Raw genomic sequence first — 26,605 nt, 5'->3', positions numbered from 1 at the left:
GCCGGGGCGCGGACCGACAGGCCGGCGCTCACCTCAGCCGTCCGGACCTGGGGGCGAACTCCGCCCCGACCGCGTCCAGTTCGGCGCGGTCGGGCGGCAGGGCGCCGGCCCGGGAGACCGTGACGGCCGCCGCCGCGCCCGCCTTCCGCAGCAGCTCCGCGAGGTACTCGGGGCCGAGCCCGGCCAGAGCCTCCCGCCCCCGCCCGGCGAGGGCGTCCAGGACGGCCGACATGAAGGAGTCGCCCGCGCCGACCGTGTCGACGACCGTGACCGGCGGCGCCTCGGCGGCGACCGTGTGGTGCCGGGTGACGGCGAGCGAACCGGCCGCGCCCCGGGTGATCAGGACGACGGCCGGGCCGAGGGCCAGCCAGCGGGCGGCGACCGCGTCCGGCTCCTCGCCGGGGTACAGCCAGTCCAGGTCCTCGTCGCTCGCCTTCACCAGATCACTGAGAGCCACGCAGCGCTCGACGCGGGCGACCGCCTCGGCGCGCTCCCCCATCAGTTCGGGCCGCACGTTGGGGTCGTAGCTGACCGTGGCCCGGTCACGGAGCCGTTCGACCTCGGCGAGGACGGTGGCCGCGCCGGGGGCGGTGACGGCGGCGATGGAGCCGATGTGCACGTGCGCGGGCGCCTCGTCCGGCGGCGCTCCGGTCTCCAGCGTCCAGGCGATGGCGAAGATGTACGTGGCGCGACCGTGCGCGTCGAGTCGCACCACCGCCGACGGGGTGCGTACGGGAACACCGCCGAGCTCCACCCGCACCCCCGCGCCCTTCAGGTGGTCCGCGATCAGGCGGCCGGTGGGGTCGTCGGCGAGCTGGGTGAGCAGGGTGACGTCCCGGCCGAGACGGGCGAGGCCGTAGGCGACGTTGGCGGGACTGCCGCCCGGGTGGACGCGGTCGGCGGCGCCCGATCCCTCGGGGGCGCGGACGATGTCGGCGACGCACTCGCCGATCACCAGGAAGGACATGGTCGGAGCTCCTTGGGGTGGGTGTCCCGGCGGGCGGCGGGAGAGGCGGTCGAGGTGCGGAGGGCCGTCATCGGCGCAGGCGGTACAGCACCTGGTGGGCGTCCCACTCGACGAAGGAATCGGCGTGCTCCAGGCCGAGGGCCTCCAGGAGCCGACGGGACCGGTGGTTCGTCTCCTGGGTGACCGCGACGACGCTCGGCGCGCTCTCCAGCGCCCGTGCCACGGCCGCGCCGACGGCCTCGCGCGCGTATCCCTTTCCCCAGTGCTCGGGCAGGAACTGGTACGAGATCTCCGTCTCCCCGTCCCGCCCCGCCTCCTCCACCGTGACGAGCCCGAGCACGGCACCGTCCTCGGCCCGGACCACCGCGTGGAAACCGGCCGTCCCGACGATCCGCCGCTGCCGGATCCGGACGACCGAGTCGATCACGGGACCGCCGAGGTGGCGCCGCACCTCGGGATCGGTCCACAGGCGCGTCACCGTCGGCACGTCACCGCTGCGGACGGGCCGCAGGACCAGCCGCTCGGTGACGAGCGGCGGCCCCTCCGCCTGCGCCGGGGCGACGGCCGGGCTCGGGGTCGGGACTGTGGGCATGCGGCCCATCATCGCAGCCGCCCGAGCCGGGTGTCCCGGGCCCGCCGGCGACCGGCGGCATCGCCGCGCCGTGTCGCCGCCTGGTGTCACGAACCGGTCAGTGCCGCTCTCCCGCCCGCTCTCCTCCGTGCTCGCCTCCGGCCGTCAGGGCCGCCTTGATCGGCTCCCAGTCCGGGGCCATCGGCGCGAAGGTCTCCTTCGCCGTGGCGACGTCCTTGTAGCCGCTGGAGGTGAGCACGCACACCACCGGGCCGTCGGCCGCATGCCCTCCCTGGGCACGGAGACCGGCGAGCCCGGCGGCGGAGGACGTCTCGTACCAGAGTCCGTGCGCCGCCAATTCCGCTCGTGCGGCGGCCATCTGGTCGTCCGTCACGGTACGGGCCGCTCCGCCGGTCGTGCGGACGGCGAGGACGCCCCGGTAGCTGTTGACCTCACAGTCGATGGCGTACGCGGTGGTCGGTCCGACGGGGACGCGGGCGACGGGCCTGCCGGTGCGCAGGGCCTCGGTGAGGGCGCCGGCCGCGGCGGGCTCGGCGGCATACAGACGCGGCACGGAGTCGGTGACGCCGAGCCGCGCGAGCTCCTGAAATCCCTTGGCCACCCCGAAGAGCAACTCGCCGTACCCGGTGGGGAGATGGACCTCCGCCGGCGCGCGGCCGAGTTCCAGCGCGAGCTCGTACGCGAGGGTCTTGTAGCCCTCGGGCCCGAAGGGGTGCCCGGTGTGGGCGGTGTCCGTGACGCTGCTGACGCTCTGGTAGCCGAGCTCGTCGACGATGCGGCGCATCAGCGGGCGCACCGAGGCGTACGGCACGGTCAGCACCGTCGCTCCGTAGGCGCGGAGGTGGGAGGCGACGGCGGGCGGGGCGTCCGGGGAGGTGAAGACGGCGCAGGGCAGCCCGGCGCGGGCCGCGTAGGCGGCGGCCGCCGCACCGTGGTTGCCCGACGAGGAGACGACGATGCCCCGCGCGCCGGAGGCGACGGCGGCGCTGACGGCGACCCGGTTGAGCCGGTCCTTGTGGCTCCAGGTGGGGTTGCGGGACTCGTCCTTGATCCAGACGCCGTCGGGGAGCCGGACCAGGGGCGTGTTTCCCTCGCCGAGGCCGGGCGCGGCGAGGGGCGGGAGCAGCGGGGCCCACCGTTCCAGGCCGTGGGCGGCCGGGCGGGTGAACAGATCGGCGGGGACCCGGTCGTAGGCGTAGTCGATGTCGAGGGGGTACGCGACGTCCTCGGTGGAGGTGACGGGGCAGCCCCGGGTGAGCGGCGGCCACAGCGGGTGGCGTACGGACGGGTCGGCGAGCGAGCGCTGGGCGGTGGCGAGCGAGGTCACGTGGCAGGCCTTTCGGGGTAGGGACGGCTCGGGCTCTCGTACGGGCGTGCGCGTGCGGCCGGTGCCGACCGTGCCCGGCCGGACCCGGAACGTCCGGCGTACCGGCGTGCGCGTGCGGCCGGCTCCCGCCCGCCCCTGTCCGGGCTCTCAGCCCATGCGGCGGGTGAGCGCGGCCAGCGCGCCGGGCCGGCGGCCCGGGACCCGCCGCCGGAGCGCGATCAGGGCGGGGCCGAGGGCGCGGGCCCGGTCGGGGTCGCCGATCCGCTCCCACTGGTGGTGCGCCCGGTCGACGGCCCCTTCGACATCGGGGTCGTCCGGGCGCTGGGACAGTGAGAGCCGGGCCTCGGCGGCGGCGAGCCAGAGTTCGCAGCTGCGGGCCGGTTCCCCGGCGAGGCGGGCGAGGTCGGCCCGTACCTCCGTCCAGTGCACGGCCTCCACCGAGCGGGGGCCGTGGCGGCGCAGCGCCTCGCGCTCCCAGGCCGCCGCCACCGCCGCCGCTTCCCCGTGACGGCCGGCCATGGCGGCGGCGAGGATCGCGGGGTGTGGGTCCTCCGGAATCCCCGGGCCGGCCGAGCCGGCAGGCACGGGCGCGGGTACGGATACGGGTACGGGCCCGGCTTCCGGAAGGGCTGCGGCCGCCGGTGCCGATGGAGGCACGGACCCCGGCCCGGAGGAGACCGGCGCCGGCGCGGCTCCGGGCGTGAGGAACACCGGTGCCGGTGCGGGCGCCACCGTCACCGCCCGCGCGGCGGCCTCCGCGTGCGCCGCCGCCGGTGCCAACCGGGCCCCCGAGCGCCAGAGTTCGGCCCAGGCGCGCAGGTACTCCGGGGTGATGGGCTCACCCCTGCGCGGGGCGGGCACGACCCGCCCGTAGAGAAGGGGGCCGGGTCCCAGGTGCAGCAGTCCGGGCGCGGCGGTGAGGCGCTGCCAGAGGTCCGGATCGGCCGCGAGGTCCGCGACGACGGTCGTGGTGCCCAGCTGCCGTGCGGCGAGTTCGGCGGCGAGCCAGTGCCAGGGGAGCGCCGTGTAGCGGAGGGTCGCCGGGGTGGTGCGGGCGAGCGCGAGATGGGGCAGCTGCTGGCGGCGGTCGAGGTGGAGCTGGCCCGCGAGGCAGACGACCAGGGGGCCGGGGCTCGCGGCGGCCGCGCGGAGGCGGGTGAGGACGGTCTGCGGGTCGAGCGGGTCGGCGAGTTCGACGACCGTGGCGGCCGTGGTGCCGGTGAGGACGCCGGGAGGCACGGCGGCGAGCGCCGGCAGCACGGAGGCGGCGTCCATCGCGCGGCCCCGGCCGGCGGGAGCGGCCGCGAGCAGGACGGCGGTCCCCACCGCGCTCGCCGCACCCGCACCCGCACCCGCACCCGCACCCATGCCCGACGCGCTCCCACTCGCGCCCGTCGCGCCCGCACCGGTACCCACCGGGCTCGCGCCCGTCGCACCCGATCCGGCCCCCGCCCCCCTCATGGTCGCCGGCCCCGCCGCGGCGGCCACGGCACCCGCGCCCGCACCCGCCGCAGCGGTACCGGGCGCGCGGCTTCCCGGCAGTACCGCGCCCACTCCCGGACACACGTCCGACTCGCCCGCGACCACCCCGCCCGGGACCGTCGTACCCGCGCCCACCGTGCCGTTTCCGTCGTCGTTCACCACCCCAGCACCGTAACGGGTCGCGTCCTGTCCGATAATCGCCGGGCCGTTGACATATGCCAGAAGCACCACCGGATCGAGTGTTGCCAAATCCCTTACAGGCTGTGCCGGGCTGTGCCACAGTCGTCTCCGGGCCTCCTTCCACACCTGGCCGCGCCGCGCCTGTATCGGAGTACGACATGCCGTCCCATCTGTTCGCGGACCGCCCCGCCCAGCCGCCGGAGCCGGGCGCGGTGGACGCGCTGATCTCACAGACCCGCCGTCTGCGCGGTGAGGTGGACGCCGTTCGCCGGGACGCCGTGGCGGACGAGGACGACCCCCAGCAGCGGTGGCAGCGCGCCCTGTGCGACCTCGCGGTGCATCAACTCGACGATCTGGGCGCCCAGTTGGGTCAACTCCGGGCCGGAGTCCCGGCAAGTGCGGACCCCGAGGACGTGACCGGGGACACCGGCACCGACGTCGTCGTCGACACCGCGCTCGCGACCGACCCCGGCACCGCGTACGGCGTGGCCGCCCCGCCCCGGACCGGCTCGCTGCTCTCCCGGGTCGGCAGCGCCGAGTGGAACCTGCTCACCGACGAGGTCAGCTGGTCCGAGGAGCTGTTCCAGATCTTCGGTCGGCCCCGCGAGAGCGGCCCGATGTCGCTCGACGAGCTGCCCACGATGGTCTTCGCCGAGGACCAGCCCGTGCTCCAGGGACTGGTGACGGGCTGTCTGATCGACGGCAGGCCGATCGACGGAGAGTTCCGGATCGTACGGTCCGACGGCCGGGTGCGCACCGTGCACATGACCGGCGAACCCGTGCTCGACACCGACGGCTGCACCGCCTCCATGTGGGCCGTCCTGCGGGACGTCAGCGAACTGCGACGCAGCGAGCGGGCGGTCCGCGAGAGCCGCGACAGCCTGGAGCGCAGCCGCCACGTCGAGCTCACCGAGCGGCGCGTCGCCGTCGAGCTCCAGGAGGCGGTCCTCCCGCCGTGGCGCGGCTCGCTCCGCTTCGCCCACGACGGCCCCGCTCCGCTCGACGTCGCCGCGCACTACCTGCCGGCCGCCAGCTCCGGTCTGATCGGCGGCGACTGGTACGACGCGCTCGCCCTGCCCGACGGGGACGCGCTGCTGACCGTCGGCGACCTCACGGGCCACGGGGTCGCCGCGACCTCCTCCATGGCGATGCTCCTCGGCGCGCTGCGCGGCATGGCCGTCGCCGGCATCCGGCCCGCCGCGCTGATGGGCCATCTCAACCAGCTCCTGGAAGCCTCCGTACAGCCCGCGCTCGGGAGTGCGATGTGCTGCCGCTACGACCCGGTGTCCCGGACCCTGGCCTGGTCGCAGGCGGGCCACCCCGCCCCGCTGCTCTTCCGCGACGGGACGGGGCACGCGCTCCGTCGCCCCGAGGGCGTGCTGCTCGGGGCGACGACCGGCGCCGTGTACGGCGAGGCCGAGACCCGGCTGCTCCCCGGCGACCTGCTGGTCCTGCACACCGACGGGCTGACCCGGGGCGGTGCCACGGACGACGACACGGGCGCGCGACGGCTGCTCGCCCTCGGCCCCCGGCTGGCGGAGGCGCGGGACGCGCAGGACGGCGTGCGCGCGGTGCTGGAGGAGTTCGGCGAGGAGTCACGCGAGGACGACGCCTGCGTGATGGTGGTCCAGGTCACCCGCTGAGGGAGCCCGGTGGAACGCCCGGTCTGAGCCTCTCCGTCCCGGGGACGGGGAGGCTCAGGCCATCCCGGTCCTGGGACGGTTGACGGGGGACCTGGGAAGGGCCAGTTCGATCTCCTCGCGCAGGGTCTCGATCCTCGAGTAGCCCGCGTACTGGCCGGTGAGCCGGTACATCTCCCGCAGCCGGTCCCAGGTCCGGTGGGACGAGGTGTCCCCCATGGACATGAGAGCCAGGCGGGCGTACCGGTCGGCCTGCTCCGGGTCGTCGGCGATGAAGCAGGCCGAGGCGAGCGAGATGTGGTCGAAGAGCTTCGACCGGTCGTGGCCGCCGCGCCGCAGTTCGAGTGCCAGCTTGGCGTGCCGCTGCGCGGGGATCGCCGCCGCCGGTTCGTGCTCGGCGAGGGTGCGGTAGGCGAGGGCCTGCATGCCGTGCATGTCGGCCTCGTCGAAGTTCTGCATCCAGCTCGGCTTCTCCTCGCCCGTGTCCGAGACGAAGAGGTCCTCGGCCTCGCCGAGGGTGCGCCGCATCGCCTGCCCGCGTCCCATCGAGGCCTGCGCCCAGGCCTCGATGGTGTGGAACATGGCCTGGGTCCTGGGCAGCACCCGCTCGCCCGAGCCGGCCTTGGCGAGCTTCATCAGGTCGAGGGCGTCGTCGGGCCGGCCGAGGTGCACCATCTGTCGGGCGGCCCGGGACAGCGCCTCACCCGCGCGGGGCCGGTCGCCGCCCTCGCGGGCCGCGTGGGCGGCGATGACGAAGTACTTCTGCGCCGTCGGTTCGAGGCCGACGTCGTGGGACATCCAGCCCGCGAGGACGGCCAGGTTGGCGGCGACGCCCCACAGGCGCCGCTGGAGGTGGTCGGCGTGGCGGTAGGCGAGCATGCCGCCCACCTCGTTGAGCTGGCCCACGACCGCCTTGCGCTGGAGACCGCCGCCCCGGGAGGCGTCCCAGGCGCGGAACACCACCACCGAGTGCTCCAGGGCCTCGATCTCCTCCGACCCGATGGGGGCGGCCTCGTAGCGGTCGAACCCGGCGGGGTCGGCGTGGAGGGGATCGGTGGCTCGCTGGGCGGTGCCCTTGCGTGCGGGGTCGGTCTGCAGCCAGTCGTGCATGGCGTTGCTGAGTACGGAACCGGCGGCAAGCGCGGCACCCGCGCCCACCAGGCCGCGTCGGTTGAGCATGAGGTCCATTCCCGTGAATTCGGTGAGGACCGCCGCCGCACGATCGGGTGGCCAGGGCAGCCCGTCAGGGTTCTCCGTCTTCCTGACGTCCTGCTTCTTTCCGGCACGCCCGTGTCGTACGAACCCGAGGTCCTCGATGGTCACGACACGGCCGAGTCGCTCGGTGAACAGTGCTGCCAGCACCCGGGGGACGGGATCGCGCGGGGTCTCGCCCCGGTCGATCCACCTCCGCACCCGCGAGGTGTCGGTCGCCAGCTGGGGGTGGCCCATGGCCGCCGCCTGCCGGTTGACCAGTCTCGCGAGTTCGCCCTTGGACCAGCCGGCCAGGCCGAACAGGTCTGCCAGGCGGGTGTTGGTTTGTCCGGTCACGTCTAAGCCCCCAGGTTCTCGGCTGAGTTGACAGTAACCCCCTGTCATAGGCCTGGCGACAATTCGCCAGGGTTCGCCAGGGTGCGCTGGATGTTCCGCCACCCGCGCCCGGGTGTCAGGTAGGAACGCGCCACCCCGCCCCGCCGACCGGCCCTCATTCCCCAGGGTGCGGAGACCGGGGGCGGGCGGGGCGACGCACGCAACTCGTCGGCGCACGAAGGGATCTGTCACCTCCATGTACACAGCATCGTCCTCCGTGTCCGCCCCGCCCCGGCCGCAGCACCGGATCATCCCGGTCGGCGCGGGACCGTACCTGGCCCCCGCCCCCCAGGTCGTGAGGCCGAGGCGCTGGGCGGGCGGCACCGGAACCCAGCCGGTCAGCGGGAGAATCGACCTGTCCGGCCCCCAGGGGGCGCAGCTCAAGACGGCGATCGCGTCGGTCCACCGGATCTGCCCGGAGTTCAATCCGGTGCAGGTGCTGCGGCGCAGCGGCCGCTCCGTACTGATCGTCGGGACGACCGGGCGGACGACCGTGGTCGCGAAGTGTTTACTGGACCACTCCCCGGCCTGGGTCGAGCGGTTCCGGCACGAGATAGCTTCCTACCGTTCCTTCGTCCGCCACCGTCCTCCGGTGCGGGCGCCGCGGCTGATCGCCGCGGATCCGGAGAACTGCACGCTGGTGATCGAGCGGATGCCCGGACGGGCGGCGGCGCTGTCGCGTCACCCCGTCGAGGCCCCACCCCGGGCCGACGTGCGGGCCGCGCTCGGCGCGATCGCCCGGCTCAACGCCTGGCGGCCGCCGGCCGGGACCTTCGACGCCCCGCTGGACTACGGCACCCGGATCGCCCGCTACCACGAACTCGGGCTCTTCACGGACCGGGACCGGGACGACCTGCAGAAGCTGCTGCACGGTCTGGCGCACGCGGGCGGCCGGCAGGGCATGGGGCAGTTCTGTCACGGTGACGCTCTGCTCTCCAACATCCTGCTCTCCCCCGCCGGTCCGGTCCTGGTCGACTGGGAGCACGCGGGCTGGTACCTGCCCGGCTACGACCTGGCGACGCTGTGGGCGGTGCTCGCCGACGCGCCGCTGGCCCGGCGCCAGATCAGTCAGCTCGCCCAGCAGGCGGGGCCCGCCTCCCGGGACGCCTTCCTCGTGAACCTGATGATCGTGCTGACGCGGGAGATCCGTACCTACGAGACGGCGGTGCAGCGCACCATGAAGGAGGCTCCGCCGGCCGGGTCCGTGCCGGTGCCCTCGGGGGCACTCGCGCCCGGCGAGGAACAGCGGCTGCTGCTGAGGCGGCTGCACGACGACTGCGCCATGGCACGGCGGGCCGTGCGCGCGGCGGTCGGGACGCGCTGAAGACGCGGGTCCGGCCGGCCACACGGGGGCGGTGCGCCGCGAACCCGGTGCCGACACACCGGGAGGCGGCGCACCGGCTTGCCTGTGCCCCGGTCTCGCGCGACGCTACCGCGGCACTGGCTTGTCCGTACCTCGGTCTCGCGAGAAGTGACCGCGGAGTCCCTCCAATGGTCCACTCCAGTGACGCGTCCCAGGCCCGGGACCCGTCTGCTCGAAACTCCGCCGTATGGCCTCCATTCCCGCCCTGACGTGGGAACTTGCGTTTGTGCGGGTGTGATTGACGGAACGTCCGGAAGCCGATACCCCTGTACGGGTTCGGCCCCGCACGCCCCCCGTGTCACGCCCTGCCTCTGGAGGCCGCCTTGCTCCGTTCCGCGTCGCGCAGACGTCCGCCGTTCCGTGTGCCGGGGGCGGTGGGCGCCCTGGCGTCCGCCGCCCTGCTGCTTCCCCTGCTGTCCGCCGCCCCGCCCGCCGGCGCCGACGCGCCCGAAGCGGGGGTGCTGCAGGACCAGTTCGCGCGGGCGGCCGAGCGCCACGGCGTGCCCGAGAGCGTGCTGCTCGCCGTCTCGTACCTGCAGTCGCGGTGGGACACCCACGGTGGTGCGCCGAGCGTGACGGGTGGGTACGGGCCGATGCATCTCACGGACGCGGTGACGGCACTGTCCGGCGCCCTCCCCCACCACTCCGAAGGCGAGGAGGACGCCCGCGGCGACTCCTCCCGCCCGCCCCGCACGGCCGGCGACGTGCCGGTGCCGGCGCCCGAGCGGCTGCCCGAGCGGCTGCCCGAGCGGCTGCGGACCCTGGAGCGGGCGTCCGCGCTGTCCGGCATCCCGGCGGAGGAGCTGCGGACCGTGCCGGCCGCGAACATCGAGGGCGGGGCCGCGCTGCTCGCGGAGGCGCAGCGCGAGGCCGGGCTGCCGGCCAGCGCGGACCCGGCCGACTGGTACGGGGCGGTGGCGCGGTACTCGGGTGCGGACGACTCGGCGACCGCCGCGACGTACGCGAACGACGTGTTCGACGTGATCCGGACCGGGGAGACGCGGACGACGGACAGCGGGCAGGTGGTGACGCTCCCGGCCGCCCCGGCGGTCGCGCCCGCCACCGGTCAGGTGGAGGACCTGGGGCTCCGCCCGCCGGCCGAGGGGCCGGTGGAGTGCCCGGCCTCGGTGGCCTGCGAGTGGATCCCCGCGCCGTACGAGGAGTTCGGCGACGGCGACTACGGCAACCACGACAAGGCGAACCGGCCCGTCTCCCAGTCGATCGACTACATCGTGATCCACGACACCGAGGCCGACTGGAAGACCACCCTGAAGCTGGTGCAGGATCCGACGTACGTGTCCTGGCAGTACTCGCTGCGCTCCTCCGACGGGCACATCGCCCAGCACGTGCCGCTGAAGGACGTGGCCTGGCACGCGGGCAACTGGTTCGTGAACGCCAAGTCGGTGGGCCTGGAGCACGAGGGCTTCCTGACCTCGCCGGACTCCTGGTACACCGAGGCGATGTACCGGACGTCGGCGCGGCTGGTGCGGTACATCGCGGGGCGGTATGACATCCCGCTGGACCGGCAGCACATCCTGGGCCACGACAACGTGCCGGGCACGACGACGTCCACGATCAAGAACATGCACACGGACCCGGGGCCGTACTGGGACTGGGCGCACTACTTCCGGCTGCTCGGCCGTCCGATCACCCCCAGCGCCGGCCCGCACGCGGGCGTGGTGACGATCCGCCCCGACTACGGCTCCCACCAGCCCGTCTACACGGGCTGCGTGACGGCTGGACAGGCGTGTGTGCCGCACGGCAGCGGGGCGGTGCGGCTGCACACGGCGCCGAGCTCCGACGCGCCCCTGGTGAAGGACATCGGTCTGCGGCCGGGCGGGCAGGCGTCCACCACCGGTGTCAACGACACCGGGGCGCGGGCCTCGACCGGGCAGAGCTTCGCGGTGGCGGAGCGCCGGGGTGAGTGGACGGCGGTCTGGTACCTCGGGCAGAAGGCGTGGTTCCGGAACCCGGCGGAGGAGCCGACGGCGGTGAACTCGCGCGGTCTCGTCCTGACGCCGCGGGAGGGCCTGGCGGAGGTGCCGGTGTACGGGCGGGCGTATCCGGAGGCCGCGGCCTATCCGGCGGGTGTGCCGGTGCAGTCGGTGTCGCCGCTGCCGTACAGGCTGCTCGCGGGTCAGCGGTACGTGGTGGGCGGCCGCACCCCGGGCGAGTACTACTTCGCGCCGGTGTTCGACCCGAGCGGTCACACGGTCGTCCGGGGGCAGGAGGAGTACTACCAGATCCAGTTCGGCCATCGGGTCGCCTTTGTGAAGGCCGCTGACGTGCGGGTTTCCCAGGCCTGACGGAGCACTGGCCGAAAGGTGAGGGGTGGTGCCGGTCATGGGGTCCGGCACCGCCCCTTCGCCGTTCATACGACTATTCCGGAGATCGCGTGCGCCGTCCGGGCGACGGGTAAGGCTGGGCCGGTCACCGCACGAGCTCACCGGAAGGCCCCCCAGCACATGCCTCAGCCCTTCGTCATGCCGGATTTCTATGTTCCGTATCCGGCCCGGCTCAACCCCCATGTGGAGGCCGCCCGCACGCACACGCGTGAGTGGGCGCGGCGGATGGGGATGCTGGAGGGCTCGGGGGTCTGGGAGGAGCACGACCTCGAATCCCACGACTACGCGCTGCTCTGCTCCTACACCCACCCCGACTGCGGCGAGGAGGCGCTGAACCTGGTCACCGACTGGTACACCTGGGTCTTCTTCTTCGACGACCACTTCCTGGAGGTCTTCAAGCGCACCCAGGACCGGGCGGGCAGCAAGACCTACCTGGACCGGCTCCCGCTCTTCATGCCGGCGGACCCGGCGGCGGGCATGCCCGAGCCGGCCAACCCCGTCGAGGCGGGTCTCGCGGACCTCTGGCGCCGCACCGTACCCTCGATGTCCGAGGGCTGGCGGGTGCGGTTCGCGGAGGCGACGGAGCACCTGCTCAACGAGTCGCTCTGGGAGCTGGACAACATCAACGAGGGGCGCGTCGCCAACCCCGTCGAGTACATCGAGATGCGCCGCAAGGTGGGCGGGGCGCCCTGGTCGGCCGGTCTCGTCGAGTACGCGGCGGGGGCCGAGGTCCCGGACAGGGTGGCGCGCTCCCGGCCGCTGCGGGTCCTCAGGGACGCCTTCTCGGACGCCGTGCACCTGCGCAACGACCTCTTCTCGTACCAGCGCGAGGTGGAGGACGAGGGCGAGAACAGCAACGGCGTCCTGGTCCTGGAGCGGTTCCTCGGCTGCACGACCCAGGAGGCGGCGAACGCCGTCAACGACCTGCTGACCTCCCGGCTCCAGCAGTTCGAGAACACGGCGCTCACCGAGGTCCCGCTGCTCGCCGCCGAGAAGGGGCTGAGCCCGGAGGAGTGCGCGGCCGTCGCGGCGTACACGAAGGGTCTCCAGGACTGGCAGTCCGGCGGCCACGAGTGGCACATGCGCTCCAGCCGCTACATGAACGAGGGCATGGTCGGCGGTCCCACGCACCTGGACGGGGTCATCGGCACCTCCGCCCTCGACATCAGGAACCTGTTCGGCCGCCCGGCGGCCGCCCGCCGACGGGCGCTGACGCACACGCCGCACCAGCACGTCGGGCCCTCTCTGCTGCCGGAGTTCGACCTGCCGTACCCGCTGACCCTCAGTCCGCACCACCAGGAGGCGAAGCGGCGCTCCGGGGACTGGGCCGAGCGGATGGGTCTCCTGGACGACATCTGGGACCGTCCGATGATGGACGGTTTCGACCTGGCCCTGTGCTCGGCCGGGCTCGACCCGGACGCCACCCCGGAGGAGCTGGAGCTGAGCGCCGAGTGGCTGACCTGGGGGACGTACGGTGACGACTACTACCCGGCCGTCTTCGGCCGGCCACGCAACCTGCTCGGCGCGAAGGAGCAGACCGAGCGGTTCAAGGCCTGCATGGTGCTGGAGGATCCGGCGGCGGGGGCGGCGCTCGCCGCCAACCCGATGGAGCGCTCGCTCGCCGATCTGTGGGCGCGGACCGCGGGCCCCATGGCGCCGGAGGCCCGCGCCCAGCTGCGGGCCGCGCTCGACGCCATGCTGGACAGCTGGCTGTGGGAGCTGCACAACCAGGCGCAGCACCGGGTGCCCGATCCGGTGGACTACATCGAGATGCGCCGGACCACCTTCGGTTCGGAGCTGACGATGCTGTTGTGCCGGCTGCGTCACACGGAGGCGTTGCCGCCCGAGATCTACGCGACGGGCACGGTCCGCGCCCTGGAGCACTCGGCCTCCGACTACGCGACGCTCCTCAACGACCTCTTCTCGTACCAGAAGGAGATCGAGGTCGAGGGTGAGGTCCACAACGGTGTCCTGGTACTGCAGAAGTTCTTCGACTGCGACTACCCGACGGCGGTGGCGATGGTCGACGACCTGATGCGGGGGCGGCTGCGCCAGTACGAACACCTCAAGAAGAACGAAGTTCCGCTGCTCTACGAGGACTTCGGGCTCGACACCAAGGGCAGGGCGGCCTTCGAGGCGTATCTGCGGGAGCTGGAGGACTGGCTCGCGGGGATCCTCCACTGGCACCGGAGCGTACGGCGTTACCGCGACGAGGACGTCCGCGTCGGCAGCGGAACGCCGCTGATCGGCCGGGGGCCGACCGGGATCGGGACCTCGGCCGCTCGGGTGGCCTCCCTGACCCGCTGACAGTACGAGCGAGGGCCCCGCCCGGGGCGGGGCCCTCGTCAAAGCCACGTACGGATCAGGGGCGCCGGCCGCGCAGTTCGTCGAGCTCGCGACGCTCACGCTTGGTGGGACGGCCCGCGCCCCGGTCGCGCACGGCGGCGACGGCGACGTGCTCACGCGGCGGCGGGGGCGGGCTGTTGTCCACGTACGCCTCGACGGCGACCGGCGGGCCGACCCGCTTGGTGTGGAGTTCCTTGATCTCGACGATCCGCTCCCGGCCGCCGTGGAAGATCCGGACCTCGTCGCCGGGCTTCACGGCCTGGGCGGGTTTGACCCGCTCGCCGTTGACCTTGACGTGCCCTGCCCGGCAGGCGGCCGCGGCCTGCGAGCGGGTCTTGGTCAGTCGGACCGCCCAGATCCAGGCGTCGACGCGCGCGCTCATCGGCCCCCGCTCCCTCGTCAGCCCTGCTGGAACAGCTCGGCGGGCAGCGGCTTGAGCAGTGCGTACAGGTCGTCGGTGATCGGCCGGTCCCAACTGGCGATCGTCACGAGGACGTTGTCGCTGCGGTCGAACTGGACGCAGGAGATGCGGCTCTCGGAGAGCTTGAGGCGGCGCACGATGAGGAGGTTGTCGCCCTGCATGACGGGCATGTCCTCGGTGTCGAGGAGCTCGACCGGCTCGTCGTTCTCGAGGGCGGCGAGGAGCTGCGCCACCTCGAAGGGGATCTGTCCGTCGGCGAGCTCGCGCGCCGGGGAGCCCTCCGGGAGGTTGCCGATGATCATCGCGGGTCCGCGGCCGCCGAACAGGTCGTAGCGGAGGAAGACGCCCTGGCAGGAGCCGTCGGGTGCGGGCAGCAGACCGGCGCCGAGATTGCCGGGCCAGTCCCCCGGATCCATGGCCAGGACGTCGAAGTCCGGGCCCGCGGGAGTGGCGGCGCTGCGGCGGCGGAGGAAGGACATACGGCCATGGTACGTGCCCCGCCGCGCGCCGCGACGCGCCGGGCGGCCGCCTCCAGCCGCCGCGCCGGTCACCCGGAGCCCCCGCCCGGTCACGGCCGGGCGAAGGGCCTGGTCGGGTTCGCGGGGTCGGTGTTCAGCCGGTGGGCGGGGTGTCCCCCACGAGCCACATGGAGAAGAACTGCGCGCCGCCCCCGTAGGCGTGGCCGAGCGCCCGGCGCGCGCCCTCGACCTGGTGCTCGCCGGCGTCCCCCCGTACCTGCAGGGCGGCCTCGGCGAAGCGGATCATCCCGGAGGCTCCGATGGGGTTGGTGGAGAGCACCCCGCCCGAGGGGTTCACGGGCAGGTCGCCGTCGAGTTCGGTCACCCCGGCCTCGGTGAGCTTCCAGCCCTCGCCCTCCCCGGCGAAGCCCAGGTTCTCCAGCCACATGGGTTCGTACCAGGAGAACGGCACGTACATCTCGACGGCGTCGATCTCCCGCCGGGGGTCGGTGACGCCGGCCTGCCGGTACACGTCGGCCGCGCAGTCCCGGCCGGCCCGTGGGGAGACGAAGTCCTTGCCCGCGAAGAGGGTGGGTTCGCTGCGCATCGCCCCGCCGTGCACCCAGGCGGGCGGCCTCGGCGCGCGCTCGGCCCCGGCCCGGTCGGTGAGGACCATGGCGCAGGCGCCGTCCGAGGAGGGGCAGGTCTCGGAGTAGCGGATCGGGTCCCAGAGCATCGGGGAGGCCTGGACCTTCTCCAGGGTGAGGTCGTGCTCGTGGAGGTGGGCGTACGGGTTCTTGAGCGCGTTGCGCCGGTCCTTGTACGCGACGAGGGAGCCGATCGTATCGGGGGCGCCGGTGCGGCGCATGTAGGCCCGGACGTGGGGAGCGAAGAAGCCGCCGGCACCGGCGAGCAGCGGCTGCTGGAAGGGGACGGGCAGGGAGAGGCCCCACATGGCGTTGGACTCGGACTGCTTCTCGAAGGCGACGGTGAGGACGGTCCGGTGCACGCGCGCGGAGACCAGGTTGGCGGCGACGAGGGCGGTGGAGCCGCCGACGGATCCGGCGGTGTGCACCCGGAGCATGGGTTTGCCGACGGCGCCGAGCGCGTCGGCGAGGTACAGCTCCGGCATCATGACGCCCTCGAAGAAGTCGGGGGCCTTGCCGATGACGACGGCGTCGATGTCCCCCCAGGTCAGCCCGGCGTCCTGGAGGGCGCGGAGGGCGGCCTCGCGGACGAGTCCGGCGATCGAGACGTCCCTGCGGGCGGCGACGTGTTTCGTCTGGCCGATGCCGACGATCGCCACGGGCTCCTTAGCCACGGGGTTCTCCTTCCAGGACGGCGACCAGGTTCTGCTGGAGGCAGGGGCCGGAGGTCGCGTGGGCGAGGGCGCGGTCGGACTCCCCGCGGTGGATGCGGGCGGCGGCCTCGCCGAGCCGGATCAGTCCGGCGGCCATGACGGGGTTGGCGGCGAGGGCGCCGCCGGAGGGGTTGACCCGCACCCTGTCGTCGAGCGCGAGGGCTTTTCGCAGGACGACCTCCTGGGAGGTGAAGGGGGCGTGGAGTTCGGCGGTGTCGACGGGCCCGTCGAAGGCTCCCGCGCGTTCGGCGGCGAGGCGGGTGGAGGGCGAGTCGGTGAGGTCGCGGACGCCGAGGGAGTGGGCCTCGACGCGGTGGTCCATGCCCCGGATCCAGGCGGGGCGCTCGCACAGCTCGCGGGCCCGGTCGCCGGCGGCGAGGATCACGGCGGCGGCGCCGTCGCCGATGGGCGGGCAGTCGCCCGTACGGAGGGGGTGGACGGTGTATCCGCCCTGGGGGCGGGCGCCGGGCAGCTGGGCGTGGGGGTTCGCCCGCGCGTCCTCGCGGCTGCGTGCGGCGATCGCGGCGAGGGCGGGTTCGTCGGTCTCCCCGGCGTCGACGAGGGCCTGGGCCTGGAGGGCGGCCAGGGCGACGGAATCCGGCCACAAGGGGGCGAGGTAGTAGGGGTCGAGCTGGCGGGTGAGGACGTCCCGCACGGAGCCGGGCGAGGTCTTGCCGTAGGAGTAGACGAGGGCCGTGTCGGCCTCGCCGGTGAGCAGCTTCACCCATGCCTCGTAGAGCGCCCAGGCGCCGTCCGTCTCGACGTGGGACTCGGAGATCGGCGGCCAGGCGCCGACCCCGTCGAGGGCCATGGTGAAGGAGAAGGCGCGCCCGGCGAGGTAGTCGGAGGAGCCGGAGCAGGTGAAGCCGATGTCGGCGGCCTTCAGGCCGGTCTGCCGCTGCACCTCGTGCAGCACGGGCATCACCATCTCGACCTCGGAGAGGTCGTCGGTGTGCCGCCGGTGGTCGGTCTGGGCGAAGGCGACGATCGCCACCTCTCGGTCCGGCGTCACAGCAGCTCCTTGTAGGTGTCGTAGTCGGCGTCGGGTTCGCCGGTGGGCCGGTAGTGGTCGGGGTAGCGGCCGTCCTCGCTCCACACGGGTTCGACGCGCAGACCCATGCGGACCTCGTCGTAGGGGATGCCGGCGATGCGGCCGTGGAGGGCGAGCCCTGCGCCGTCGAGGGCGATGTGGGCGTAGACGTAAGGGACTTCGATGTCCAGATTCGCCGTATGCGCAGCCTTGATGTTGACGATGCAGAAGGTGGTGACGGTGCCGCGGGGGCCGACCTCGACCTGGTCGGTGGTGGCTATGCCGCAGGTGGGGCAGGCGCCGCGGGGTGGCACGTAGACCTTGGCGCAGGAGGGGCAGCGTTCGCCGACGGTGCGGCGCTCGGCGAGCCCGTGCAGGTAGCGGGTCTGGGCGCGGCCGGGGCTGTACGTGTAGTCGAGGCGGGCCGGGGCGACGATGCCGGTCACCGGCGCCTCGAACCGGCCGTCGTGCGGCGCGGGTTCGTGCTCGGGCGTCGACTCGTACGGTTCGAAGCAGGCGATGTCGGTGATGGTGCCGGTGCGTTCGGTGGCCCAGCGGATCCGGACCCGCAGACCGGTGCGGACGGCTTCGGGGCCGGGGGCGTCGAGGGCGTGGAGGAGGGCGGTGTCGGCGCCGTCGAGGCGTACGAGGACCCAGGCGAAGGGGGTCGTGAGGGGCTGGCCGCGGCGGGGCTGGGGGTTCCAGGCCCAGGTGGTGACGGTGCCCGTGGCCGCGACCTCGACGAGCTCGTTCAGCTCGGCGGCGGTCGTGGGGTCGTACTCGACGGGCGGGACGAGCACGTCGCCCGTCTCGGTCCGCACGCCGAGGACGGTGCGCTCGCGCAGTCCGGTGAGGAAGGCGGACTGGACGGGGCCGAGGGAGCGGGTGAAGGGGAACTCGACGACGAGGGGCGCGCGGAGGGCTTCCGGCGGTGGGGTGACGGTCATGGGCGGGCTCCTTGGGTGGGCTGGGCGGGGCCTTCGCCCCCGGAACCCCGGCGCCTCGCGGCCGCGGGCCGTACGGGGTCCAGGGGTGGGGCCCCGATCTCGGGAAGGGGCGGAATGGGGGAAACGTCACTCCCGCCGGTACACCGGTGTCCGCTTCTCCGCGAACGCCCTCGCCCCCTCCTTCGCGTCCGCGGTGTCGAAGACCGGCCACCCCCGCTTCAGTTCGGCGGCGAGCCCCTCCGTCTCGGTCAGTTCGGCCGTCTCGTACACGGACGCCTTGACCGCCTCGACGGCGAGCGGCCCGCAGGCGTTGACGCGTTCGGCGATGTCGAGGGCGGCGTCCAGGGCGGTGCCGTCGGGGACGACGCGTCCGACGAGGCCGATCGCGGCGGCTTCCTCAGCGCTGTACGGACGGCCGGTGAGGAGCATTTCGAGGGCGTGGGTGCGGGCGATCTGGCGGGGAAGCCGGACGGTGGAGCCGCCGATGGGGAAGAGGCCGCGCCGGACCTCGAAGAGGCCGAAGGTGGCGGAGGCGGCGGCGACCCGGATGTCGGTGCCCTGGAGGATCTCGGTGCCGCCGGCGACGCAGTGGCCCTCGACGGCGGCGATGACGGGTTTGCGGGGGCGATGGTGGCGGAGCATCGCCTTCCAGTGCAGGTCGGGGTCGGCCTTCAGCCGGTCGCGGTACTGCTCGCCCTCCATGCCCTTGCCCGCCAGCGCCTTGAGGTCCATGCCCGCGCAGAAGGAACCGCCCGCGCCGGTGAGGACGACCGAGCGGACGGTGTCGTCGGCGTCGGCCTCCAGCCAGCCGTCGTACAGGCCGACGAGCATCGGCAGCGAGAGGGCGTTCTTGGCCTCGGGCCGGTTCAAGGTGAGGACGAGCGTGGCGCCTTCGCGCCGGACGCTGAGGTGTTCGGTGCCGCCCATGGGGGCCTCCCGTCTCCAGTTCTGGAACAGGTTGCAGGAGCCGGGGATCCAGTTCAATAGTTTTCTGACACTCAGTCAGATTCTTCCGCGCATCCCCTTCCCCCGTCGACCGGTCGGCGCTGTAATGACCGCCACGCCCATGAGAGCCGGCGAACCCGGGTCAGGAGGAACGGTGGAGTACAACCTTGCCGACCTGTTCGAATCGGTCGTCGACGTGGTCCCCGACCGCGAGGCGCTGGTGTACGTCGACCATCCCGGCACCGGCGCGGAGCGCAGGCTCACCTACGGAGAGCTCGACGCCGCCGCCAACCGGATCGCGCACCACCTGATCGACGCGGGCATCCGGCCGGGCGAGCACCTCGGCCTCCACCTCTACAACGGCGTCGAGTACCTGCAGACCCTCCTCGCCTGCCTCAAGGCGCGGATCGTGCCGGTCAACGTGAACTACCGGTACGTGGAGGAGGAGCTCGTCCACCTCTACCGGGACGCCGACCTGGCCGCGCTCGTCTTCGACGCCGAGTTCACCGGCCGGGTCGCGGCGGCGCTGCCCCAGACGGAGAAGCTGCGGCACCTCGTGCGGGTGGGGGCCCCGCCCGCGGACGCCCAGCCGCTCGCGTGCGTGCCCTTCGCCGAGGCGGAGGCCGCCGGTTCACCGGAGCGCGGCTTCGGCCCCCGCTCGCCCGACGACCTGTTCATCATCTACACGGGCGGCACGACCGGCATGCCCAAGGGGGTCCTGTGGCGCCAGGAGGACCTGTTCTTCGCAGGGCTCTTCGGCGGCGCCCCCTCGGGCGAGCCCGTGAAGCGCCCCGAGGAGCTGGCCGAGCGGGTCGCGGCCGGCGGCGCCGGACTCACCTTCTTCCCCGCGCCGCCGCTGATGCACGGCACCTCCACCCTGACCGCGTTCATCGCCCTCAACTACGGGCAGCGGGTCGTCCTGCACCGCAAGTACGTGCCCGAGGAGGTGCTGCGCACCCTGGAGAAGGAGAAGGTCTCCAGCATCTCCCTGGTCGGGGACGCGATGCTGCGCCCGCTCGTGGACGCGCTGCGCGGACCGCTCAGGGGCACGGACCTCTCGGCACTCCTCAGCCTCTCCTCCTCCGGGGCGATCATGTCCGAGACGGTACGGGCCCAGCTCCAGGAGCTCATGCCGAACGTGCTGCTGCTCAACAACTTCGGCTCCACCGAGTCCGGTTCCAACGGCCGCGCCACGGAGGACTCCGGTCCGGCCCGGGGCTTCCGGCTGCACGTCAACGAACGGACCCAGGTCGTCGATCCGGTCACCCGCGCGCCCGTGGCCCCGGGTGAGACCGGCCGTCTCGCTCAGCGCGGCCACGTCCCGCTCGGTTACTACAACGACCCGGTCAAGACCGCCGAGACCTTCTTCGAGCGGGACGGGGTGCGCTGGGTGCTGCTCGGCGACATGGCGACCGTGGACGAGAGCGGGGTGGTCACCGTCCTGGGCCGCGGCTCCCAGTGCATCAACACCGGTGGCGAGAAGGTCTATCCGGAGGAGGTGGAGCAGGCCCTGAAGTCCCACCCCGACGTGTACGACGCGCTGGTCGCCGGCGTACCGGACGCGAAGTGGGGCAACCACGTCGCCGCGGTGGTCCAACTCCGGTCCGGGGCGGGGTCACTGGGCCTGGACTCCCTCCAGACGCACTGCCGGCAACAGCTCGCGGGCTACAAGGTCCCCCGCCAGCTGGTCATCGCCGACCACATCCAGCGCTCCCCCAGCGGCAAGGCCGACTACCGCTGGGCCCGCGCGGTGGCGATGGAGGCGGACGCGGAGGAGCGCGGCTAGTGCCCGTGCGCGGGGTCGGGGGCGCAACAGCCGGCCGTTGACGGCGAAGCGGCTGTCCTCCTGCCGCCGTTCGGGGCACACGACCGGCCGTACCTCGGGCCTCGACCGCCTCCCGTACGTCCTCGATGGGCGCGAGCAGTTCGGCCGCGTCGAAGTCCGGGCACGGCCGGGACCGCCGCAGGCCGGGGTCCGGCTCCCGGTCCCGGACCATGGAGGGCTTGAGCCGGTCTCCCGTGGAGGCGGTGGCTCGCTCCAGGAGGGCGCCGGCCGTCCGCTCGCCGAGAACCCGGTGATGCGGCAGACCGTCACGGGAAGCCGGAAGACCGTGTCCATGGACACCGACGACAGCGCGTCCGTCGTCATCGCCCCATCTCGGCCGGAGTCATCGCAGCGGCCTCCCGCAGCCGGGCCGTTCCGGCCTCCAGTTCCACCACTCAGCGGTGGAGCGCCTGGACGCAGACCAGCCACGCCGAGACCGTCGACGACCGAGATCCTGGTGTCGTGTCCGGCGCGAACGTCCGATGAACACGAGTACGCACCATCCGATGAACCGTCGGCGGCGCCGTGACGAACACGGACGATTCATACCGGCCAACGAGCGGGAGGCGTTCTCTAGAGCCCGAAATCCCGGATCGCGGCGAGGAACGCGGCCGGGCGGGTGTGGTGGACGAGGTGCCCGCTCTCGATCGTGACGAGGCGGGCGCCCGGGATGGCGTCGACGAGCCCCGCGAGCTGGTCCTGCGGGACGTGGCTGGCCGGGCCGCCGGCGACGACGAGGGTGGGGGCCGTGATCGCGGACAGCTGCTCGCGCCAGGCCGGGTCGGGGGCGTTCAGCTGGGCGTCGGTGGCCGGGACGATCTCCCAGTCGAAGGAGAGCGGGCCCTCGGGGCGCTCGGCCACGGGCCGCGGCGGGTCCAGCGGGACGAAGGCCGGGGGCTCCTCCAGGACCAGGCGGCCGATGAGGCCGGGTTCGCGCTGGGCGAGGAGGTGCGCGGCGCCCGCGCCCATCGAGTGCGCGACGACGGTGGCGCCGGTGAGGCCGAGGGCCTTCAGGAAGCCGCCGAGCTCGTCACGGAAGTCGTCGAAGCCGTAGCGGCCGGGCCGGTCGCTGAGTCCGTGGCCGCCCAGGTCCACGGCGTGGACCCGGTGGTCGGCGGCCAGGTCCGCCATGATCTCCGCCCAGTTCGCGCTGTTCTCGCCGCGGCCGTGGACGAGGACGACCGGCCGGGCGTCCTCGGGCCCCGCGACCCGGTAGGCGAGCCGTACGCCGTCCACGGTGACCGTACGGACGGCCGGGTCGAGGAAGGCGGCGGCCGCGCGGACGAATGCCTCCGCGTCGTCGACCCACGGGTAGTGTCCGGCGCCCGGCTGGACGACGAGCTCCGCGCGCGGGAAGAGGGCCGCCGCCTCGGCCGCCTTGGCGGGTGTCGGGCTCCCGTCGTACTCGCCCGCCAGGACCAGGACCGGAGCTGTGAGCGCGCCGAGCGCGCGGCGGGTCGTCTCCGGGTCGTAGGCGCCCTCGCCGTGGTAGACGGGGGCGGCCTCCCAGTTCGTCTCCCGTCCGTTGCCGGCCGCGTGCGCCTGGGCGGCGGCGTCCCAGCGGCCGTAGGCGAAGGGGGCGGCGATCTCGTGGACGCGCCGGAGCGGGGTGTCGGGGCCGGTCGCGTCCAGCGCGGCCCTCGCCTCCCGGTACCAGGGCCGGTCGGCGTGGACCTCGACGGCCTTGTCCCACTCCTCGTCGGTGGGCACGACACCGAGGGCGCGCGCGGCGGAGGTGACCAGGACGAGGGAGCGGATCCGTTCGGGATGGGCGGTGGCGTACAGGACGGCGAGGTTCCCGCCGGCCGAGTGGCCGAGGAGGTCGACACGGTCCAGGCCCAGGTGGGCGCGGAGCGCCTCGACGTCGCCGACCTGCCGGTCGCAGCGGTACGTGCCGGGGTCGGCGGGCGCGGCGCTCGCCCCGGTGCCGCGGGCGTCGAGCAGGACGAGGGCGCGGTGGGCGGCGAGCCCGCCGAGGTCCCCGAGGTAACGGGCGTCGCGCATCGGCCCGCCCGCCAGGCAGACGAGCGGCTCTCCCTCCCCGTGGACGCGGTAGGCGAGTTCGGTCCCGTCGTACGTCGTGAACGTCGGCATGCCGCCGATCCTCACCGGAGCCGGCGGATCACCGCAATCGGTTTCTCCGTGAAGGGGATTGCGGCGGCGCGATACGGTGGAGGACCGTCTCCGAGCTGCGAAGGAACCGTTCCACCGTGCCCGATACCCGCGAATCCGCCCTGCGCGGCGACTGCGCGAACTGCTTCGGCCTGTGCTGCGTGGCGCTGCCCTTCGCCAAGTCGGCCGACTTCGCCGTGAACAAGGCGTCGGGCGAGCCCTGCCGGAACCTCCGGGAGGACTTCCGCTGCGGGATCCACACGCGGCTGCGGCCGAGCGGTTTCCAGGGCTGCACCGTGTACGACTGCTTCGGCGCCGGTCAGCGGGTCTCCCAGGTGACCTTCGGCGGCGTGTCCTGGCGGGAGGCCCCGGAGACGGCCCGGCAGATGTACGAGGTGTTCCCTGTGGTGCGCCAGCTGCACGAGCTGCTGCGCTATCTCACGGAGGCCCTGGCGCTGCCGACGGCCCGCCCGGTCCACGCCGAGCTGCGGGCCGCGCTGGCCCGGGTCGAGGAGCTCGCCGGCGGCACGCCGGACGCCCTGGAGAAGCTGGACGTGGCCGGGGTGCGCGCCGAGGTCAACCCGCTGCTGCTCAGGACGAGTGAGCTGGTCCGCGCCACGGCCGGTGGGCGTCCGAAGAGCCGGCGCGGGGCGGACCTGATCGGCAAGCGGCTGCGCGGGGCGAAGCTGCGGGGCACGGACCTGCGCGGGGCGCTGCTGATCGCCGCGGACCTGACGGGGGCGGACCTGTCGCTGGCGGACCTGATCGGCGCCGACCTGCGGGACGCGGATCTGTCGGGCGCGGACCTCACGGGAGCCCTGTTCCTCACGCAGCCCCAGCTGAACTCGGCGCGCGGGAACGCGGCGACCCGCCTCCCGGAGGGCTTCGACCGCCCCGCGCACTGGACGGCCTGACAGCCCCGGGGACGCACGACGACCTCCGGAGCCCCCTGGCCGCCCACCTCAGACCTCGTACGTGTAAGGCGTCGTCGTCGTCAGCGCCAGGAAGCCGAGGCGCTGGAGGATCGGGCGGCTGGTGTCGGCCGCGTCGACCTGGACGTAGCGGTGGCCCCGGGCGGCGGCGATGCGGGCGCGGTGGGCGACCAGGGCGCGGTAGAGGCCGCGGCCGCGCCAGGCCTCGACGGTGCCGCCGCCCCAGAGGCCCGCGAAGTCCGTGCCGGGGTACAGCTCCAGGCGGGCGGCGCTGACGGGTTCGCCGGCCGCGAGGGCGACGACGGCGGTGACCGTGCCGGGGTCGGCCGCGAGACGGTCCAGGAGCCGGCGACCGAGGTCGGAGCTGTCGCTGCCGAAGGCACGCTCGTGGACCTCGACGACCTGGCGGACCCCGGTCTCGTCGGTGACCGCGCGCAGTTCGACGCCCTCCGGGAGCGGGACGTCCCCGGGCAGGGCGGTGGCCTCTGCGGCCATCACCGTCTCGGGGTCCTCGGGGGTGAAGCCCGCCGCGCGGAGCCGGTCGCCGAGGTCGGCGGGGGCGTCGTGCCCGTACAGCTTCCACTCGAAGGACAGCCCGGCCGCGCGGTAGTGCTCGATCTGCCGGGCGATGGCGCTGTCGGCGGCGGGCGCGTCGAAGCCGGACCAGAGGACGCCGTTCCAGGCGTGCGCGGGGCCGGTCTGGCGGACGACGGCGCCGACGCGCTCGACCCGGCAGCCGGGCCCGTCGGGGCGCGCCTCGCGGCGCAGCTGGAGGTCGAAGAGGTCACGCAGGTGCTGGGATTCCATGCCGGCCACTCCAGCACTGCCGTCCGGCACCGGGCAACGGGATTTGGCGCGCGGGAGCACCCGGACGGCGACGGCCACCTCGCGAGCACCCGCCCCGCCCCGCCGTCCGGGCCGGGCGCCCTGACGGGAAAAGTCCGTCCACCCCCTTGCCAAGTCCCGGGTGCCTCCGGTTTTACTGACCCGGAACGGATCGACCGAATGATCGGTCGCCCGTTTTACGACGGTGGAGGAGTGGCGCATGACGGAACTGCTGGACAGCGGCGAACGGCTCGGGCGCGAGGAGCTGGCGGCCCTGCAGCTGGAGCGGCTGCGCGCGACCCTGCGCCACGCGTACGAGAACGTGGACTTCTACCGGCGCTCCCTCGACGCGGCCGGACTGACCCCGGACGACTGCCGTACGCTCGCGGACCTGGCCCGCTTCCCGTTCACCGCCAAGTCGGACCTGCGCGACCACTACCCCTTCGGCATGTTCGCCGTCGACCAGTCGCGGATCCGGCGCATCCACGCCTCCAGCGGCACCACCGGCCGGCCGACCGTCGTCGGCTACACCGAGGCCGACCTGGACATGTGGGCCGACGTGGTGGCGCGCTCCCTGCGCGCGGCGGGGGCACGCCCCGGACACAAGGTGCACGTGGCGTACGGCTACGGCCTCTTCACCGGCGGGCTCGGGGCCCACTACGGCGCGGAGCGCCTCGGGTGCACGGTGATCCCGGCCTCCGGAGGCATGACGGCCCGGCAGGTGCAGCTCATCCAGGACTTCCGCCCCGAGATCATCATGGTCACCCCCTCGTACATGCTGACGCTGCTCGACGAGTTCGAACGGCAGGGCGTGGACCCCCGTTCGACCTCGCTGAAGGTGGGCGTCTTCGGCGCGGAGCCGTGGACGGAGGAGATGCGCAAGGAGATCGAGGAGCGGTTCGCGATCGACGCGGTCGACATCTACGGCCTGTCGGAGGTCATCGGCCCCGGCGTGGCGCAGGAGTGCGTGGAGACCAAGGACGGTCTGCACATCTGGGAGGACCACTTCTACCCGGAGATCGTGGACCCCTTCACCGGCGAGGTGCTGCCGGACGGGGAGGAGGGCGAGCTGGTCTTCACCTCGCTCACCAAGGAGGCCATGCCGGTGATCCGCTACCGGACCCGCGACCTGACCCGGCTGCTTCCGGGGACCGCCCGGGTGTTCCGGCGGATGGAGAAGGTCACCGGGCGCAGTGACGACATGATCATCCTGCGCGGGGTGAACCTCTTCCCGACCCAGATCGAGGAGATCGTGCTCCGCACCCCGGGTGTGGCGCCGCACTTCCAGCTGCGGCTGACCCGCGAGGGCCGACTCGACGCCCTGACCGTGCGGGCCGAGGCCCGTCCGGACGCGACACCGGAGGAGCGTGCGGAGGCTGCGCGGGCGGTCGCGGCGGCGGTGAAGGACGGGGTCGGGGTCTCGGTGGCGGTGGAGGTGGTCGACCCGGAGACGCTGGAGCGCTCGGTGGGCAAGATCAGGCGGATCGTGGACCTCCGGGGCGCGTAGCCTGGATGGGAGGAGGTGGTTGCGATGCTGTCGGACTCCCCCATAGCCGCGATCATTCCGGTCAATGACCTGACCCGGGCCAAGCGCTTCTACTCCGAGACCCTCGGCCTCACCCTCACGAAGGAGTCCCCGGAGGACACCAGGTACGAGTGCGGTGGCACGATCATCGGCCTCTACGAGACTCCGTACGGCGGCAAGGCCGAGCACACGCTGGCGAGCTGGAAGGTCGACGACCTCGACGCGGAGATGTCGACTCTCCGCTCCAAGGGCGTCACGTTCGAGGAGTACGACCTCCCCGGCATCAAGACGGTCGACGGAGTGGTCGAGTCGGACACCATGCGGGGCGCCTGGTTCAAGGACAGCGAGGGCAACATTCTCTGCGTGACGGAGGACCGCGAGGGCTGAGACCCTCAA

The 26,605-nt window shown here is 73.5% G+C and carries 21 protein-coding genes; 8 read left to right on the top strand and 13 right to left on the bottom strand.

The features are described from left to right. Positions 1-28: 28 nt before the first annotated feature. From ACZ51I_RS13205 to ACZ51I_RS13190, 4 genes are all read right to left on the bottom strand, one after another. Positions 29-967 (bottom strand): carbohydrate kinase family protein, encoded by a 939-nt coding sequence (locus ACZ51I_RS13205; RefSeq protein WP_468874829.1) that lies wholly within the window; start codon positions 965-967, stop codon positions 29-31. A gap of 67 nt (positions 968-1,034) precedes the next feature. Beyond that, positions 1,035-1,559 (bottom strand): GNAT family N-acetyltransferase, encoded by a 525-nt coding sequence (locus ACZ51I_RS13200; protein ID WP_468874826.1) that lies wholly within the window; start codon positions 1,557-1,559, stop codon positions 1,035-1,037. A 97-nt stretch (positions 1,560-1,656) separates the two neighbouring features. Then, positions 1,657-2,886 (bottom strand): threonine synthase, encoded by a 1,230-nt coding sequence (locus ACZ51I_RS13195; RefSeq protein ID WP_468874824.1) that lies wholly within the window; start codon positions 2,884-2,886, stop codon positions 1,657-1,659. Positions 2,887-3,033: 147 nt separating this feature from the next. Then, on the bottom strand, positions 3,034-4,254 hold the full coding sequence (locus ACZ51I_RS13190; RefSeq protein WP_468874823.1) for a hypothetical protein: 1,221 nt from the start codon (positions 4,252-4,254) through the stop codon (positions 3,034-3,036). A gap of 452 nt (positions 4,255-4,706) precedes the next feature. On the opposite strand from ACZ51I_RS13190, the gene ACZ51I_RS13185 reads away from it, so the two are divergent. Then, positions 4,707-6,191: a PP2C family protein-serine/threonine phosphatase gene (locus tag ACZ51I_RS13185; protein WP_468874820.1), complete on the top strand. Its 1,485-nt coding sequence runs from the start codon at positions 4,707-4,709 to the stop codon at positions 6,189-6,191. 54 nt (positions 6,192-6,245) lie between these two features. Here the strand turns inward: ACZ51I_RS13185 and ACZ51I_RS13180 are convergent, their stop codons facing one another. Next, positions 6,246-7,736 (bottom strand): DNA-binding protein NsdB, encoded by a 1,491-nt coding sequence (locus ACZ51I_RS13180; RefSeq protein WP_468874818.1) that lies wholly within the window; start codon positions 7,734-7,736, stop codon positions 6,246-6,248. A gap of 235 nt (positions 7,737-7,971) precedes the next feature. Between ACZ51I_RS13180 and ACZ51I_RS13175 the strand changes: the two genes are divergently transcribed. The 3 genes from ACZ51I_RS13175 (at position 7,972) to ACZ51I_RS13165 (ending at position 13,790) form a co-directional block, all read left to right on the top strand. Next, complete coding sequence (locus ACZ51I_RS13175; protein WP_468874816.1) at positions 7,972-9,099, top strand: aminoglycoside phosphotransferase family protein; 1,128 nt, start codon at positions 7,972-7,974, stop codon at positions 9,097-9,099. A 413-nt stretch (positions 9,100-9,512) separates the two neighbouring features. After that, entirely contained in the window at positions 9,513-11,444 is a 1,932-nt protein-coding gene (locus ACZ51I_RS13170; protein WP_468875629.1) for an N-acetylmuramoyl-L-alanine amidase, read from the top strand. A gap of 159 nt (positions 11,445-11,603) precedes the next feature. Further along, positions 11,604-13,790, top strand: coding sequence for a terpene synthase family protein (locus tag ACZ51I_RS13165; RefSeq protein WP_468874814.1), 2,187 nt, complete (start codon positions 11,604-11,606; stop codon positions 13,788-13,790). A 55-nt stretch (positions 13,791-13,845) separates the two neighbouring features. Here ACZ51I_RS13165 and ACZ51I_RS13160 read toward each other — a convergent pair whose 3' ends face one another. The 6 genes from ACZ51I_RS13160 to ACZ51I_RS13135 all read right to left on the bottom strand — a co-directional run bounded on the left by ACZ51I_RS13160 (position 13,846) and on the right by ACZ51I_RS13135 (position 18,972). Beyond that, the gene (locus tag ACZ51I_RS13160; protein ID WP_030688986.1) at positions 13,846-14,211 is read right to left on the bottom strand and encodes an RNA-binding S4 domain-containing protein; all 366 of its coding nucleotides are present in this window, start codon (positions 14,209-14,211) and stop codon (positions 13,846-13,848) included. Positions 14,212-14,228: 17 nt separating this feature from the next. Continuing rightward, positions 14,229-14,729: a hypothetical protein gene (locus tag ACZ51I_RS13155; RefSeq protein ID WP_468874811.1), complete on the bottom strand. Its 501-nt coding sequence runs from the start codon at positions 14,727-14,729 to the stop codon at positions 14,229-14,231. 133 nt (positions 14,730-14,862) lie between these two features. After that, positions 14,863-16,029 (bottom strand): thiolase domain-containing protein, encoded by a 1,167-nt coding sequence (locus tag ACZ51I_RS13150; protein WP_468874808.1) that lies wholly within the window; start codon positions 16,027-16,029, stop codon positions 14,863-14,865. Beyond that, complete coding sequence (locus ACZ51I_RS13145; RefSeq protein ID WP_468874806.1) at positions 16,022-17,080, bottom strand: thiolase domain-containing protein; 1,059 nt, start codon at positions 17,078-17,080, stop codon at positions 16,022-16,024. Before ACZ51I_RS13145 ends, ACZ51I_RS13150 begins: the two co-directional genes overlap by 8 nt. Further along, a complete protein-coding gene (locus ACZ51I_RS13140; RefSeq protein ID WP_468874804.1) occupies positions 17,077-18,045 on the bottom strand; it encodes a Zn-ribbon domain-containing OB-fold protein in 969 nt (322 codons plus the stop codon). The genes ACZ51I_RS13145 and ACZ51I_RS13140 overlap by 4 nt, the downstream gene beginning before the upstream one ends. 126 nt (positions 18,046-18,171) lie before the next feature. Beyond that, on the bottom strand, positions 18,172-18,972 hold the full coding sequence (locus ACZ51I_RS13135) for a crotonase/enoyl-CoA hydratase family protein (RefSeq protein WP_468874802.1): 801 nt from the start codon (positions 18,970-18,972) through the stop codon (positions 18,172-18,174). 172 nt (positions 18,973-19,144) lie between these two features. Between ACZ51I_RS13135 and ACZ51I_RS13130 the strand changes: the two genes are divergently transcribed. Beyond that, positions 19,145-20,776, top strand: a complete 1,632-nt coding sequence (locus ACZ51I_RS13130) for an acyl-CoA synthetase (protein WP_468874799.1) — start codon at positions 19,145-19,147, stop codon at positions 20,774-20,776. Between the two features lie 612 nt (positions 20,777-21,388). Here ACZ51I_RS13130 and ACZ51I_RS13125 read toward each other — a convergent pair. Continuing rightward, a complete protein-coding gene (locus ACZ51I_RS13125) occupies positions 21,389-22,909 on the bottom strand; it encodes an alpha/beta fold hydrolase (protein ID WP_468874797.1) in 1,521 nt (506 codons plus the stop codon). A gap of 116 nt (positions 22,910-23,025) precedes the next feature. Between ACZ51I_RS13125 and ACZ51I_RS13120 the strand changes: the two genes are divergently transcribed. Then, the gene (locus ACZ51I_RS13120) at positions 23,026-23,841 is read left to right on the top strand and encodes a pentapeptide repeat-containing protein (RefSeq protein ID WP_468874796.1); all 816 of its coding nucleotides are present in this window, start codon (positions 23,026-23,028) and stop codon (positions 23,839-23,841) included. A gap of 48 nt (positions 23,842-23,889) precedes the next feature. Here ACZ51I_RS13120 and ACZ51I_RS13115 read toward each other — a convergent pair whose 3' ends face one another. Continuing rightward, positions 23,890-24,666, bottom strand: coding sequence for a GNAT family N-acetyltransferase (locus tag ACZ51I_RS13115; protein WP_468874794.1), 777 nt, complete (start codon positions 24,664-24,666; stop codon positions 23,890-23,892). A gap of 238 nt (positions 24,667-24,904) precedes the next feature. Here ACZ51I_RS13115 and paaK point away from each other — a divergent pair, with 238 nt between their 5' ends. Continuing rightward, positions 24,905-26,191: a phenylacetate--CoA ligase PaaK gene (paaK, locus tag ACZ51I_RS13110; protein WP_468874792.1), complete on the top strand. Its 1,287-nt coding sequence runs from the start codon at positions 24,905-24,907 to the stop codon at positions 26,189-26,191. Between the two features lie 24 nt (positions 26,192-26,215). After that, complete coding sequence (locus tag ACZ51I_RS13105; protein ID WP_468874789.1) at positions 26,216-26,596, top strand: VOC family protein; 381 nt, start codon at positions 26,216-26,218, stop codon at positions 26,594-26,596. Positions 26,597-26,605: the final 9 nt, after the last annotated feature.

Source organism: Streptomyces sp. NPDC034084 (genome assembly GCF_055575535.1).
This window is presented reverse-complemented; position numbering and strand designations above follow the sequence as displayed.

Excerpts from the sequence above, each read along its gene's own strand:
- ACZ51I_RS13205 (WP_468874829.1), bottom strand. The coding sequence starts at position 967 with ATGTCCTTCCTGGTGATCGGCGAGTGCGTCGCCGACATCGTCCGCGCC.
- ACZ51I_RS13200 (WP_468874826.1), bottom strand. The coding sequence starts at position 1,559 with ATGCCCACAGTCCCGACCCCGAGCCCGGCCGTCGCCCCGGCGCAGGCG.
- ACZ51I_RS13190 (WP_468874823.1), bottom strand. The coding sequence starts at position 4,254 with ATGGGTGCGGGTGCGGGTGCGGGTGCGGGTGCGGCGAGCGCGGTGGGG.
- ACZ51I_RS13185 (WP_468874820.1), top strand. The coding sequence starts at position 4,707 with ATGCCGTCCCATCTGTTCGCGGACCGCCCCGCCCAGCCGCCGGAGCCG.
- ACZ51I_RS13175 (WP_468874816.1), top strand. The coding sequence starts at position 7,972 with ATGTACACAGCATCGTCCTCCGTGTCCGCCCCGCCCCGGCCGCAGCAC.
- ACZ51I_RS13165 (WP_468874814.1), top strand. The coding sequence starts at position 11,604 with ATGCCTCAGCCCTTCGTCATGCCGGATTTCTATGTTCCGTATCCGGCC.
- ACZ51I_RS13160 (WP_030688986.1), bottom strand. The coding sequence starts at position 14,211 with ATGAGCGCGCGCGTCGACGCCTGGATCTGGGCGGTCCGACTGACCAAG.
- ACZ51I_RS13155 (WP_468874811.1), bottom strand. The coding sequence starts at position 14,729 with ATGTCCTTCCTCCGCCGCCGCAGCGCCGCCACTCCCGCGGGCCCGGAC.
- ACZ51I_RS13140 (WP_468874804.1), bottom strand. The coding sequence starts at position 18,045 with ATGACCGTCACCCCACCGCCGGAAGCCCTCCGCGCGCCCCTCGTCGTC.
- ACZ51I_RS13135 (WP_468874802.1), bottom strand. The coding sequence starts at position 18,972 with ATGGGCGGCACCGAACACCTCAGCGTCCGGCGCGAAGGCGCCACGCTC.
- ACZ51I_RS13125 (WP_468874797.1), bottom strand. The coding sequence starts at position 22,909 with ATGCCGACGTTCACGACGTACGACGGGACCGAACTCGCCTACCGCGTC.
- ACZ51I_RS13115 (WP_468874794.1), bottom strand. The coding sequence starts at position 24,666 with ATGGAATCCCAGCACCTGCGTGACCTCTTCGACCTCCAGCTGCGCCGC.
- paaK (WP_468874792.1), top strand. The coding sequence starts at position 24,905 with ATGACGGAACTGCTGGACAGCGGCGAACGGCTCGGGCGCGAGGAGCTG.
- ACZ51I_RS13105 (WP_468874789.1), top strand. The coding sequence starts at position 26,216 with ATGCTGTCGGACTCCCCCATAGCCGCGATCATTCCGGTCAATGACCTG.